Raw genomic sequence first — 14,176 nt, forward strand, 5'->3', positions numbered from 1 at the left:
CGCCAATGCTGAACACAGAAGACATTCTCTGTAAAATGCTTTTCGCACAATTACAGTCCATAGGGTTTTTCACAGAAAGTAAATCCCAGCCGGTATTGGAGAATTTCTATGGCAGATGGTTCGAAGAAAGCCAATCAATTTTAGAACGGCAGCAATTTTTGAAGCGAACGGAGAACGGACATGTTCCAACACGCTCAATAGGCACCATGAGCGAGCTGTGGAAAGAATGGAATGAACAAAAATCTGACCTGCTTCAAGACAATAATATGAAAGCCATGGTGACATTGGTGGAGACAGCACTTAAAGCCTTGCCGGAGATTCTGACCGGCAAGGCGTCAGCCACCGATATCTTGTTTCCGAATTCATCTATGGATTTAGTAGAAGGGATCTATAAAAACAATCAAGTCGCAGACTATTTTAATGATGTTCTTGCAGATACGTTAACAGCCTATCTGCAAGAACGTCTGAAGCAAGAGCCTGAGGCGAAGATTCGAATATTAGAAATCGGAGCCGGGACCGGCGGGACAAGCGCGGCTGTTTTTCAAAAATTGAAAGCATGGCAGCCACATATAAAAGAATATTGTTATACAGATCTGTCTAAAGCTTTTTTAATGCATGCAGAAAATAAGTATGGTCCTGACAATCCATATTTGACATATAAACGATTTAATGTCGAGGAGCCGGCGTCTGAACAGCATATTGATGCGGGAGGCTACGACGCGGTCATCGCGGCAAATGTGCTTCATGCCACAAAAAATATCCGGCAGACATTGCGAAATGCAAAAGCAGTTTTGAAAAAAAACGGGCTGCTCCTTTTAAATGAAATAAGTGATCATAATATATATTCGCATTTGACGTTCGGCCTTTTAGAGGGCTGGTGGCTGTATGAGGACCCTGATCTCCGCATATCGGGCTGTCCGGGCCTGTATCCAGACACTTGGAAAATGGTGCTTGAGAGTGAGGGATTTCGCTATGTTTCCTTTATGGCTGAACAATCGCATCAGCTCGGCCAGCAGATCATTGCCGCTGAAAGTAACGGAGTCGTCCGTCAAAAGAAGAGAACGGAGGCAGAAGAAGATCCAAGCCATATACAAATGAATGCTGAAATCGATCATTCACAGGGAAGCGATTCTCTCATCGAACAAACGGCACAATTTGTGAAGCATACGCTGGCAAAATCAATCAAACTATCACCAGAACGTATTCACGAAGATACGACATTTGAGAAGTATGGAATTGATTCGATTTTGCAGGTGAATTTCATTCGTGAATTAGAAAAAGTGACGGGAGAGCTTCCAAAAACCATTTTATTTGAACATAACAATACAAAAGAACTCGTCGAATATTTAGTAAAGGGGCATGAAAATAAGCTCCGGACAGCATTGTTAAAGGAAAAAACGAAGCCTGCAAAAAATGAAGCTCCACTTCAAACAGAGCGTACAGATCCTAATAAGCCATTTACTTTTCATACACGCCGCTTTGTTACAGAGCAGGAAGTCACTGAAACTCAGCTAGCAAATACCGAACCACCAAAAAAAGAAAAGACAAGTAATTTGCAAGGAATACATTTTAATGATTCTAGTACAGAAGATATCGCAATAATCGGGGTAAGCGGGCGCTATCCGATGTCTAACAGTTTAGAAGAGCTTTGGGGGCATTTAATCGCCGGAGACAATTGTATTACAGAGGCACCGGAATCCAGATGGCGCACATCTTTATTGAAAACATTATCAAAAGATCCAAAAAAGCCGGCAAATAAGAAACGCTATGGCGGATTTTTACAAGATATAGAGGCATTTGACCATCAGCTTTTTGAGGTGGAGCAAAACCGGGTGATGGAAATGACACCGGAACTCCGTTTATGTTTAGAAACCGTCTGGGAAACATTTGAGGACGGCGGCTATACGCGAACCCGGCTGGATAAATTGCGGGATGATGACGGAGTAGGTGTTTTTATAGGGAATATGTATAACCAGTATTTTTGGAATATCCCATCTTTAGAGCAGGCAGTCCTCAGCTCAAATGGGGGAGACTGGCACATTGCAAATCGCGTTTCCCACTTTTTTAACCTGACCGGACCGAGTATCGCTGTCAGCTCAGCATGCTCTAGTTCATTAAACGCCATACATCTTGCATGTGAAAGCCTGAAATTGAAAAACTGCTCAATGGCGATTGCTGGAGGTGTCAATTTAACACTCGATCTCTCTAAATATGATTCTTTGGAGCGTGCCAATCTGCTGGGAAGCGGCAATCAAAGCAAAAGTTTTGGCACAGGAAACGGGCTTATTCCCGGGGAAGGCATCGGAGCTGTCCTGTTAAAACCGCTTTCGAAGGCGATTAAAGATCGGGATCATATTTACGCTGTAATCAAAAGCAGTTTTGCCAACCATAGTGGCGGAAGACAGATGTATACAGCTCCGGATCCGAAGCAGCAAGCAAAGTTAATTGTCAAGTCGATTCAGCGGTCGGGCATTGATCCAGAGACTATCGGCTATATTGAATCGGCGGCAAATGGTTCGGCGCTGGGCGATCCTATTGAAGTAATTGCCTTAACAAACGCGTTTCAACAATATACAAACAAGAAACAGTTTTGTGCGATAGGCTCTGTCAAATCCAATCTGGGGCATTTAGAGGCGGCTTCCGGTATTTCTCAGCTGACAAAAGTGCTGCTGCAGATGAAGAAAGGGACGCTGGTGCCGACAATTAACGCGATGCCTGTCAACCCAAATATTAAGCTGGAGCACACGGCTTTCTATCTTCAGGAACAAACAGAGCCATGGCATCGCTTGAATGATCCTGAAACTGGAAAACAATTGCCTCGCAGAAGCATGATCAATTCCTTCGGAGCGGGGGGAGCCTATGCCAATCTTATTATAGAAGAATATATGGAGACGGCCCCTGAGAAAGAACATATCGCTCCCCGCCAGCAGGAATTCACTGCCGTTTTTTCAGCCAAAACAAAATGGAGCCTGCTTAGCTATCTAGAAAATATGCAATTGTTTTTAGAGAAGGAAGCTTCTCTGGATATTGAACCCGTTGTACAGGCTTTACACAGGAGAAACCATAATTTAGAGCATAGGGCTGCATTTACAGTGGCATCGACTCAAGAGCTGATCGAAAAACTAAAGATATTCCGAACATCAAGAGAAAGCTCACTCCAGCAAGGCATCTATACATCATTCGATTTACAGCCATGTGCGGAATCAGCATCTAGGGATAGAGAAATAAACGCAGCAGAGCAATGGGCACAAGGGGCATCGATTGCTTTTAAAGAAGCTGGTATAGGGAACCGATCAGGCTGGGTTCATCTGCCTCACTATGCATTTGACCATAATACACCATTTCATTTCGATGTATCGTCTATCAATGAGAAATCGTCAGATGTTGAAGACAATATCAATCAGCCGGTCATTCAAGATCAATTCACTTATGATGAGCCTTACGTTCAAGGACACGTCTTCAACAATGAACGGGTGCTTGTCGGTGCCACATATGGCAGTCTGGCCATTGAAGCATTTTTTAACCTGTTCCCTGAGGAAAACAGCGGCCGTATCAGCAAATTAAGTTATATCAGTCCAATTGTCATCAAACAAGGTGAGACCATTGAACTTCAGGCAAAGCCGCTGCAAAAAGATCAAGTCATAGAACTGCAAATCATGTATCGCGAGCCGTCCTCTGGTTTGTGGAAGCCTGCCGCAATCGGACAATGCGGAATAGGTTCTTTTGAGCCCAAAAAAGTCAATATCGAGAACGTTAAGCATTCATTAACTAAGCTTCATCACATCGATCAGATGTATAAAACCGGAAACGGTCCTGAATGGGGAGAGTTATTTAAGACAATTACTCATCTCTACAGAGATCACAAGTCTATACTGGCAAAAATTCGCCTGCCCCAAAGCGGGCTGGCAAACGGGCACCATTACACTGTAAGCCCATTGATGACAAACAGCGCGTACTTGGCTATCCTCAGTTTCTTAGAGCAGTTTGACATGACAGGCGGCTTCCTGCCGTTTGGAATCAATGATATCCAGTTTACAAAGCAAACGATAAAAGGGGATTGCTGGCTTTTGATTACATTGGTTAAGAATACAGGTGACATGCTGCTGTTTGATGTAGATGTGATCAATGAGTCGTCAGAAACAGTGCTGCACTACTCGGGCTACTCGCTTAAACAGCTTCGTATTTCGAATCAAAGAGGAAATCAAAATAAGGCCATCAAAGCCAGCAATCTGAAAGATCGTATCAGAAGCTATGTAACAGAAAAACTGGCAGTAAACATGGCCGATCCGTCAAAATTGTCTCTTGCAAAAGCGCATATCATGGATTTTGGAATCGATTCTTCTCAATTGGTTGCACTGACAAAGGAGATGGAAGCAGAGACAAAGATCGAATTAAATCCGACTCTATTTTTTGAGTATCCGACTATTCAAGAGCTAATCGACTTTTTTGCGGACAAACATGAAGCATCATTTGCTCAGCTGTTTGGTGAAGCTCATCAGCAGGAAGAACGCCCAGCTCAAATCGAAAACCAAATGAAACAGATTCCGGCATACGAGACGAACACGGATAAAACAATCGAACACGCGGCAGACGGCATAGCCATTATCGGCATGTCGGGACAGTTTCCGAAAGCAAACAGTGTAACGGAATTTTGGGATAACCTTATCCAGGGAAAGAACTGTGTCTCTGAAGTGCCGAAAGAACGCTGGGACTGGCGCAAATATGCCGCAGCCGATAAGGAAGGGCAATCAAGCCTTCAATGGGGCGGTTTTATAGAAGGAATAGGTGAGTTTGATCCCCTGTTTTTTGGCATATCGCCTAAAGAAGCGGCGAATATGGACCCACAGGAGTTTCTGCTCTTGATACATGCATGGAAGGCGATGGAAGATGCAGGCTTAACAGGGCAGGTTGTATCCAGCCGCCCGACAGGAGTATTTGTCGCAGCCGGCAATACGGATACAGCTGTGGTTCCTTCCCTAATTCCAAACCGTATATCCTATGCGCTTGATGTAAAAGGGCCAAGTGAATATTATGAAGCTGCCTGTTCCTCAGCTCTAGTGGCTTTGCACAGAGCTATACAATCCATTCGAAACGGCGAATGTGAGCAAGCCATTGTCGGGGCTGTGAATTTGCTGCTTTCACCAAAAGGCTTTATTGGCTTCGACTCAATGGGCTATTTGAGTGAGAAAGGACAGGCCAAATCCTTTCAAGCAGATGCAAATGGCTTTGTCAGAAGTGAAGGAGCAGGAGTTCTCATCATTAAACCATTGCAAAAAGCCATTGAAGATTCTGATCATATTTATTCGGTTATTAAAGGTTCAGGTGCATCGCATGGCGGCAGGGGAATGTCACTTCACGCGCCAAATCCGGCCGGCATGAAGGATGCAATGCTGAAGGCTTATCAAGGAGCGCAAATTGATCCCAAAACGGTGACCTATATAGAAGCGCATGGGATCGCCTCTCCATTGGCAGACGCGATAGAAATAGAGGCGTTAAAGTCAGGCTGCAGTCAGCTCGAATTGGAACTTCCACAGGAAGTACGGGAGGAAGCGCCATGTTATATCAGCAGCTTAAAGCCGAGCATCGGTCACGGTGAACTCGTCTCAGGCATGGCTGCTCTTATGAAGGTCAGCATGGCGATGAAGCATCAAACAATACCAGGCATATCCGGATTTTCGTCTTTGAATGACCAGGTGTCAATAAAGGGCACCCGTTTCCGAGTGACTGCCGAGAATCAGCAATGGAGGGATTTAAGTGACGATGCAGGCAAAAAAATTCCGCGCAGAGCGAGTATCAACAGCTATAGCTTTGGAGGCGTAAATGCGCACGTCATTTTAGAAGAATATATTCCTTTACCAAAACCACCGGTTAGTATGAGTGAGAATGGTGCCCACATTGTAGTTCTTTCTGCAAAGAATCAAGACAGGCTAAAAGCAATTGTTCAACAGCAGTTTGACTATGTGAATAAACAACAAGCACTGTCATTACAAGATTATGCTTATACACTCCAAACCGGCCGAGAGGAAATGGAAGACCGCCTGGCGCTCGTCGTCCGCAGTAAAGAAGAACTGGTAATCGGCTTGCAAGACTGCTTAGCTACAGAAAAAGGCGATAAGCCGAAAAGTTCTGTACCTGTCTTTAGCGGAAATGCAGAAAATGGCTCGTCAGATCTCGAAGCCTTGCTGGATGGTCCATTAAGAGAAATGGTGATCGAGACTTTGTTGTCTGAAAACAACCTTGAAAAGATCGCGTTTTGCTGGACAAAAGGGGTGCAAATCCCATGGGAGAAGCTTTATCAAGGAAAAGGTGCCCGCAGAATACCGTTGCCAACCTATCCATTTGAAAAGAGAAGCTGCTGGAACGGCTTTCAAGCAGTAGAGAATACGCCTTCTGTTTCACAGGATGAGCGTATCAACAACAGCAGCGATCATCACATATTAGCAACTGTACTAGGGATGGCTCCGGATGAACTGCAGCCTCAGAAGCCATTGCAGCAGTATGGATTTGATTCAATTTCTTGCATACAGTTATTACAGCAATTGCAATCAAAGGTGGACCCTCTCATTGCCTTGACGGAGCTTCAAGCATGCCATACTGTTCAGGACATGATGGACTTGATCGCAAAGAAACAGGAGGATACATCCTTACAAAATGATCAAGCTCGCACGTTTCCGGAATTGATACCGTTAAATGACGGCAAGCGGGGGCGCCCTGTCTTTTGGTTCCATGGCGGAGTAGGAGGAGTTGAAATCTATCAGCAATTTGCACAAAAGAGCCAGCGCCCTTTTTACGGCATTCAAGCCAGAGGATTCATGACTGATTCTGCGCCTTTGCATGGAATTGAACAAATGGCTTCCTATTATATAGAGATCATTCAATCCATACAGCCTGAAGGTCCTTATGATGTAGGCGGATATTCCTTAGGCGGGATGATTGCATATGAAGTCACTCGCCAGCTGCAAAGCCAAGGCCTTGCTGTCAAAAGCATGGTGATGGTTGACTCCCCATATCGTTCTGAGACAAAAGAGAATGAGGCATCTATGAAAACGTCAATGCTGCAAACAATTAATACGATGCTGGCATCGATTGCGAAACGGGAAAAGCTTACGGATGTTCTCATCAGCCGTGAAGAGGTGGACATAAGCTTAGAGGATGAAGAATTCCTGTCTGAGTTGATTGACTTGGCAAAAGAACGAGGGCTAAACAAACCAGATAAGCAAATACGTACGCAGGCTCAGCAAATGATGAAAACACAGCGCGCCTATGATTTGGAGTCGTACACTGTTAAGCCTCTCCCTGATCCTGAGACGGTAAAATGTTATTATTTCCGCAACAAAAGCAGGTCTTTCTTTGGTGATTTAGACACTTATTTCACTCTATCAAATGAAAAAGAACCGTTTGATCAAGCTACCTATTGGGAGGAATGGGAGCGGCAAATTCCCCATTTCCACCTGGTGGATGTCGATTCAAGCAACCACTTCATGATATTAACCGAACCGAAAGCGTCAACAGCCATGTTAGAATTTTGCGAAAAGCTCTATTCAAACAGGGGAGTAGTGAATGCGAATTTCCTTAAGGCTTTCCGGAAGAAACATGAAGCGAGGGAAGAAAAAGAAACAGATGAATTGGTGAAGCGCTGAGAAAACACAAACGCCCCCTCTTTTAAAAGGGGGCGTTTTGAATGTTATTTTGAAAGTGAAACAGGGAGACTTTCTAATCCTCTTAAAAAGACATTTTTTCTCCAGTGAATGTCTTCAGGTGCAACCGCAAGTTCAATATCAGGAAATCTCTTCAGAAGTGCGTTAAATGCAATGTGGCCTTCCAGCCTGGCAAGAGGCGCTCCTAAGCAGAAATGAATGCCAAAACCGAAAGAAATATGTCTGTTAGGCGACCGATTTATATTTAATATTTCGGGGTTTTCAAAAAAATTCGGGTCGCGATTGGCAGATCCAATGCCTATAAAAATCATGTCTCCTCTTTTGATCGAATGCCCCTTATATGTAAAGTCTTCAATGGCCCACCGATTTGCCATCATAACGACAGGTGAGGTGTATCGCAGCAATTCTTCAACCGCTGTAGCGATCATTTCAGGATGCTGCTTGAGCTTCTCACATTCCTTCATGTGCTGCAGCAATGCGAGGGTGCCTGAGCCGAGTAAGTTAACAGTCGTCTCAAGGCCGGCTACAACGAGCAAGAACAGCATCGAATAGAGCTCTTTTTCGCTTAACTTGCTGCCGTTTTCCTCAGCATGCACAAGTTTGCTGATTAAATCGTCTTTTGGCTTTATCCTTCTGTCATGGATCAGCTTGGCGATATAATCTTTAAATTCACGAAGGGCCTGATTTGTCAGCTCTCTATTACCTTCAGAGGTATCAACCATCGCATTGGTCCAGATTTGAAACTGTGACCGATCTTCTTTTGGGATTCCCATCAATTCAGATATAACAATAAAAGGCAAAGGGGAAGCGAAGGATTTCATGATATCCGCTTTATTTTCTTTTTCCATTTCATCTAAAAGCTGTTCAGCAATTTGTTCAATGCTGCCGCGTAGATTTTCAATGGTTCGGGGAGTAAATGCTTGATGAACAAGTGATCGCAGGCGGGTATGGTCAGGTGTGTCTTTTGCCAGCATATGATCGGATACAAAATCGATATCTTCACTAACGTTGAGCATTTTGATTTGTTCTTGGTTCATCACATTTTTTACGTCTCTTGTAATTCGATTGTCTTTTAAAAAGGCCATACAATCATCGTATCGGGTAATTAACCAGGCCGGATATGTGGCTCCGAACCGTTTTAATTCAAATCGGTGAATGGGCTCTTCCTCTCTAAATCGTCCTAAAACTGAAAAAGGATTGTGATGAAATTCTTTACCATGCGGATGAAACATCAATTTTTCCATTTGCATTCTCCTCGCCTAATAGGGTAAATAGATGAATCAAATTGCTGAACTTGTTTACAAAAAACAGAATGATTTGAAATGTAATCCTGTCTCTAAAACTATATATCTATTTTAGGAGTCATTCAATAGGGTGAAGAACGAAAAAGTGAAAAAACGGCTCGATATAAAGCAGCGCCTTTGAACGAAAGCTCAAAGGCGCTACGCTGTATTATTTTGATGAAAGTGATTGTCAGCTGTGCTGGATATCAATTGTATATACTGCACGATCTGTTATGACCTTCAATCCTTCGTTTTCTTGGTGAAGATGCATTTCACCTAATAAAGGAATCTCATAGGCATTTTGCGGAAGCGGTACGTTTCCGTCCTCAGTGAATGTTGTTCCTTCGCCTTCTAAAACCAGCTCTTCTTTCGCAACATAATCATCAGGATGATTCGTACTGCGTATAGCCACTTTTTGAAGGTGGAGAACTATCTGATCCAAGTCTGATATCTCTTCATCATGGGTCAATTCACCTTTTCTAATATCAAGCGTCTGGCCGACTTTTGATTCCAGCCATTGAGAAAGCTGTGTATTCGTGTGTGCCATCAATATTCCTCCTTTTGATCTACACGATACTATTCCCAATTGCTGCATCTTTTACACGGAAAAGAGCCGCCTCACTCTTTATGTATGAAACAATTCGCTGTTGAGAGCCTTGATATAGCGTACGGCAGAACGCTGGACCGCTTCGCCGGCATTTTCTTTGACAACTTTAGAAAAAGCATTGTAAAGCCGGTTGAATTGAAGCGGTTTTACTTTGGCTGCCATTTCTTCAACTTTGGAGGCGGGAAGGGGAATGAGGTTTGGGTAGCTGTACATAAAGCTGACCCAGTTTCGGTCCGCCGCAACCGTAATGATATCTCCGGTCAATAGACAGCCTTTCCCTTCATTGCCCTTGCTCCAATGCAAAACAGCACCGCCTTTAAAATGTCCGCCCAGTCGGTAAAGGTCCAGTCCCGGCTTCATATTGAGCGTTTCCCCTGACCAGAAGTGAATGTGATTGCTTGGCCTTGTCACCCATTCTTTATCATCCTCATGGATATAGATCGGGGCCTGAAATGCTTCAGCCCACTCAACCTGAGTAGAGTAATAATGTGGATGAGACAAGGCGATGGCTTGAATACCGCCTAATTCGTTGATTTGGTCAATTGTCTTTTGGTCAAGATATGTCATACAATCCCACAGCACATTGAAGCCCTTATGCTGGATAAGATGGGCTGTTTGTCCGATCGCAAACTCTGGTTCAGTTTTGATGCTGTAAAGATGCTCTTCTTCTTTTTGGAGGATGTTTTGAAGGTTTCCTTTCTCACGCATGTCTTCAAGGGTTGTCCAAGTTTGTCCATCGGGATGAATATACTGTCTTTCATCCTCGCAAATCAGACACGAGTTGGGCGGATCTACAGTCTGTGCATGTTGCACACCGCATGTATTGCAGATATAATATGGCACTTTCTTCACTTCCTTCATCTATTTTCCATTATTTTACCTTATGATTATGAATATTCAAACGAAAAAACCGGCAGTTTCTGCTGAGAGAGAATTGCCGGCTTTTTGGTGCTTTTTATTGGCCGGGAACGGAATTTTCTGCGTTGACAGCGCCCGCTCCGTAGATATTCGGATCTTCATCTTTCCATTTGTCCGTGCCGTTTTTCAAAAGCTCTTTTACTTCATCAGGGGTAAGATCCGGGTTTTGTTGAAGAATTAAAGCTGCGATTCCTGCGCAAATCGGTGTTGCCATCGAGGTTCCTGACATTGTAAAGTACTGAGACCCTACACGGCTTGACTTTTGAAGCTTATCAATATAAGAATTGGGAGAGCGAAGGGAAATAATATTAACACCCGGCGCTAAAATATCGGGCTTTTCTTTCCCGTATACTGTCGGGCCGCGGCTTGAGAAGGAAGCGACAGTATCATCATCGCTGCTTGCAGTATTGTTATCATCAAGCGCACCTACTGTAATCACCTTTTCGCTCACGCCCGGGCTTGCAATGGTCTGCGAATCAGGGCCTGAGTTTCCGGCAGCGACACAGACGACAATCCCTGCGTTCCACGCTTCTTCAACCGCTCTGACTAACGGATCTTCCTGTTCATGATCATATCTAAGGGCATCGCCCCCAAGCGACATACTAATAATATCAATCGGTTCATCGGGGTTGTCCTCATTGTATTGAATACACCACTCAACACCCTCTATAATATCTGCTAACGTTCCTGAACCCTGCTTGTTTAATACCTTTACGCCGATGAGATTGGCTTCCGGTGCAGGTCCGCGGTATTGACCGGAAGAGGATGCGCCGCTGCTTGCGACATCACCTGCACAGTGTGTGCCATGACCATTATCATCGTACGGCTCTGTTTTTTGATTGACCATGTCCGCGAATCCGATAATTCTGCCTTCTAGATCAGGATGCGGGTAGATTCCTGTATCGACAACAGCGACAGTAACGCCTTTTCCTGTCAGGGTTTGCCCGTTTCTGACGACTTCCTTCGCATGGCTTGCTTCGGTTGCCGTGTCTAAAAGCGCTTTGACTTCGCGGTTTAAATACACTTTACGGATATTGCTGCATTCAGAGAGAAGGGAATGTAATGCTGAAGGAGTAACCTCGGCGCTGCAGCAGTTGATTTTGTTGAAGCGGCTTTTTAGCTTGCTGCGTTTTTCTTTTTGCAGCACCTCTCCAGCCATTTGAAAGCCGGTCTCGTGACAGCCTTCCTCAAATTCGATAATGACTGACATTTTTTTTCTGTTTTGCAATTTGGTTTCGAAAAATTTATGCAAGAAGCAAGGAGTCCATTTGAAGGGCTTGTAAAGCTGCAATACGGTTTCCCGTAACGGCCAATCTAGCTTGTGAGCATTTGCTCTCACCATTTGTACCATAGAGTACCCAAACATGTATTTTCCTCCTATTATAAGGTTCTCTGTATACTCTATGAACAGATGATAGGTTTGGTAAGTTTGTTTGTCCTCTGTAAGAGACAGACAAGAGTTTGTTTTTCTGAATCTTTCGCATTAGATACAATAGATTCAGAAGTTGAGGAAATCATTGGGGATTGAAAAAGAACGTTTGTTCGTAATATAATGTGATCATATCAAACTGGGAAGGGGAGAGCAACCGTATGAATTTCTACTTGCACCGATCTTTGGAAAGCCAAATGCCAATCAGCATTATATATATGAAGAAAGACGGAACGATTAGTAAAAGAACGATTATTGTAAGACAGAAAAGCAAAACGAAAATCAAAGCATTTTGTTTTTCGAAACAACAGATCAGAACATTTTTATTGGACTCTATCCTCTCCTGTGACTTTGTGAGAACAAATAAGCAAAATCTCTATTCTGCAGGCCGGTAACAGCTGTCCGTCTCAGCAACCGGGCAGCCTGTTACTAAAACCCTCCTTAAACCTATATACATTTATTTGCCAAGTGAGGTTGTTCCTACCTTTTTTGTCTTTCCTCTCAACCTTTTTTCACTCTTATTTGAAATGAACCGCTAATAACCGTGACAATCAATTGATTTTTTGAAACCGGGAACTTTTTCACTGATGATATTGTGTATACAATGGTAAGATAAAACCTATTGGCTAAACCTCATATAATGAACCGCGCCATTCTTATGAAAGGAGTTAAACATGAGAAGATTTTTACTAAATGTCATATTAGTCTTAGCCATTGTCTTGTTCTTGAGATATGTTCATTACTCATTGGAACCTGAACCATCAAATCAGCCAGATACATATTCAAATTTCAGCAGCTTGGCAGAGAATGAGAGCCCAGCCGATTACGATATTTCATATAATGAGAAAAAAGGAAGCAAAGTCTTAATTATGTCTCCGCATGGCGGAAGAATTGAAGGCGGAGTAAGTGAGCTTGTTCGTTATTTCAATAATGAATACTCTACATACCTGTTTGAAGGGTTGAAGTCCCACGATAACCAAACGCTGCACATTACAAGCACCAACTTTGATGAGCCATTGGCAAAAAAGAAAATCAAGGAGCATCAATATGTGGTGGCTTTTCACGGATATAAAGGAGAGAACAAGAATACGCTTGTAGGGGGAACAGACCGAAAGCGGGCGAAAATGATTGTGAGAGCCCTTGAGCGGAGAGGGTTTTCCGCTGAGTTAGCGTCGTCTAAAAGCGGTCTTGCTGGATTGAATGCCGAAAACATTAATAACCAAGGGGAAACGGGGCTAAGTATCCAGCTGGAAATCAGCCGTGAGCAGAGAGAAGCATTTTTTGATGATTTTTATTATAAAAATAGAAAATACACAAAGAATAGTGAATTTTATGCTTATGTCAGTGCGATCAAAGGTGTCCTGGAAAAAGAGTATTCGTAACAAGCAGATCAGAAGACAAAATAAGAGAAGATCAGTAGACTGAAATAGGATAAAAAAGGAGGCGAAACAATGGCAGATCATCATTTTTATTTAAAAGCGAATTGGCCGGGTAACCGCAATGATGTCGGTACGATTGAAAGCGGAAACCTGATCACATCGATTTCCATTCCTAAAGAAATGGATGGCCCGGGAGAAGGGACCAACCCAGATGAAATGCTTCTCGGGGCGGCAGCGACCTGTTACATTATTACACTTGCAGCGATGATGGAGAGAAGCGGGCTGGAAAAAGAAGACTTACAGATGGAGTCAGAAGGCATTGTCGACGTCACAAAAGGAGTCTTTACATACAAAAAGATCATTCACCGTCCCACTGTCGTGCTTAAACATGATGCTTCACAAGATGACGTCGCATTGGCTCACAAGCTTTGTAAAAAAGCGGAGGCGTCATGCATGATTTCGCGTGCAATTCAAGGAAATGTCGAGCTGCAGCTTGAAGCCTCTGTGAAACTGGGTGGAGAATAAAGAAAACAGACGGTCACTCACAGACCGTCTGTTTTTTATCTTCAGCGTGGGCTTTCGATTGATTTAGCACGACCACGCCTGCAATGACAAGCGTGAGACCGAATACACCTTTTAAACTGATGGTTTCGCCAAAAAGCAAAAAACCGACAATTGCTGTAAGCGCGGTACCAACGCCCGACCATGTTGCATACGCGCTTGATAAGTCAATTGTTTTTAAAGAAAAGCTTAGAAACGTAAAAGCAGAAAGAAATCCGACTATGACTCCGGCAATGGGCCAGGCTTGTGTAAATCCTTCTGAAAGCTTCAGCATCGTGCTCCCAAACACTTCAGATACAATGGCGAGAGCCAAATAAAGCAATCCTCTCATCTTCATCACT

At 43.6% G+C, this 14,176-nt stretch carries 9 protein-coding genes; 4 read left to right on the top strand and 5 right to left on the bottom strand.

Annotated features, from left to right (window positions below):
• Positions 1 to 5: 5 nt before the first annotated feature.
• Positions 6 to 7,640 carry a beta-ketoacyl synthase N-terminal-like domain-containing protein gene (locus AC0OMA_RS09410; RefSeq protein WP_474222063.1) on the top strand — a complete coding sequence of 2,545 codons (7,635 nt, stop codon included), beginning with the start codon at positions 6 to 8 and terminating at the stop codon, positions 7,638 to 7,640.
• Positions 7,641 to 7,684: 44 nt separating this feature from the next.
• On the opposite strand, the gene AC0OMA_RS09415 is transcribed toward AC0OMA_RS09410, so the two are convergent.
• From AC0OMA_RS09415 to aprX, 4 genes are all read right to left on the bottom strand, one after another.
• A complete protein-coding gene (locus tag AC0OMA_RS09415) occupies positions 7,685 to 8,902 on the bottom strand; it encodes a cytochrome P450 family protein (RefSeq protein WP_474222064.1) in 1,218 nt (405 codons plus the stop codon).
• Positions 8,903 to 9,131: 229 nt separating this feature from the next.
• On the bottom strand, positions 9,132 to 9,488 hold the full coding sequence (ymzB, locus tag AC0OMA_RS09420; RefSeq protein ID WP_474222065.1) for a protein YmzB: 357 nt from the start codon (positions 9,486 to 9,488) through the stop codon (positions 9,132 to 9,134).
• A gap of 78 nt (positions 9,489 to 9,566) precedes the next feature.
• Positions 9,567 to 10,391 (bottom strand): MBL fold metallo-hydrolase, encoded by an 825-nt coding sequence (locus AC0OMA_RS09425; protein ID WP_015483251.1) that lies wholly within the window; start codon positions 10,389 to 10,391, stop codon positions 9,567 to 9,569.
• Positions 10,392 to 10,503: 112 nt separating this feature from the next.
• Positions 10,504 to 11,832 (bottom strand): serine protease AprX, encoded by a 1,329-nt coding sequence (gene aprX / locus AC0OMA_RS09430; protein ID WP_042975826.1) that lies wholly within the window; start codon positions 11,830 to 11,832, stop codon positions 10,504 to 10,506.
• A gap of 224 nt (positions 11,833 to 12,056) precedes the next feature.
• Here aprX and AC0OMA_RS09435 point away from each other — a divergent pair, with 224 nt between their 5' ends.
• From AC0OMA_RS09435 to AC0OMA_RS09445, 3 genes are all read left to right on the top strand, one after another.
• Positions 12,057 to 12,290 carry a hypothetical protein gene (locus AC0OMA_RS09435; RefSeq protein ID WP_014476869.1) on the top strand — a complete coding sequence of 78 codons (234 nt, stop codon included), beginning with the start codon at positions 12,057 to 12,059 and terminating at the stop codon, positions 12,288 to 12,290.
• Positions 12,291 to 12,569: 279 nt separating this feature from the next.
• Positions 12,570 to 13,277, top strand: a complete 708-nt coding sequence (locus AC0OMA_RS09440) for a poly-gamma-glutamate hydrolase family protein (protein ID WP_003245758.1) — start codon at positions 12,570 to 12,572, stop codon at positions 13,275 to 13,277.
• Between the two features lie 69 nt (positions 13,278 to 13,346).
• The gene (locus tag AC0OMA_RS09445; protein WP_474222066.1) at positions 13,347 to 13,799 is read left to right on the top strand and encodes an OsmC family protein; all 453 of its coding nucleotides are present in this window, start codon (positions 13,347 to 13,349) and stop codon (positions 13,797 to 13,799) included.
• A gap of 13 nt (positions 13,800 to 13,812) precedes the next feature.
• Here the strand turns inward: AC0OMA_RS09445 and ebrB are convergent, their stop codons facing one another.
• Positions 13,813 to 14,166, bottom strand: a complete 354-nt coding sequence (ebrB, locus tag AC0OMA_RS09450) for a multidrug efflux SMR transporter subunit EbrB (protein WP_014476870.1) — start codon at positions 14,164 to 14,166, stop codon at positions 13,813 to 13,815.
• Positions 14,167 to 14,176 lie beyond the last annotated feature (10 nt).

The organism is Bacillus sp. AMCV2 (genome assembly GCF_056033925.1).

Coding starts and splice junctions, on each gene's coding strand:
- AC0OMA_RS09445 (WP_474222066.1), top strand. CDS start 13,347: ATGGCAGATCATCATTTTTATTTAAAAGCGAATTGGCCGGGTAACCGC.
- aprX (WP_042975826.1), bottom strand. CDS start 11,832: ATGTTTGGGTACTCTATGGTACAAATGGTGAGAGCAAATGCTCACAAG.
- ymzB (WP_474222065.1), bottom strand. CDS start 9,488: ATGGCACACACGAATACACAGCTTTCTCAATGGCTGGAATCAAAAGTC.
- AC0OMA_RS09440 (WP_003245758.1), top strand. CDS start 12,570: ATGAGAAGATTTTTACTAAATGTCATATTAGTCTTAGCCATTGTCTTG.
- AC0OMA_RS09415 (WP_474222064.1), bottom strand. CDS start 8,902: ATGGAAAAATTGATGTTTCATCCGCATGGTAAAGAATTTCATCACAAT.
- ebrB (WP_014476870.1), bottom strand. CDS start 14,166: ATGAGAGGATTGCTTTATTTGGCTCTCGCCATTGTATCTGAAGTGTTT.
- AC0OMA_RS09435 (WP_014476869.1), top strand. CDS start 12,057: ATGAATTTCTACTTGCACCGATCTTTGGAAAGCCAAATGCCAATCAGC.
- AC0OMA_RS09410 (WP_474222063.1), top strand. CDS start 6: ATGCTGAACACAGAAGACATTCTCTGTAAAATGCTTTTCGCACAATTA.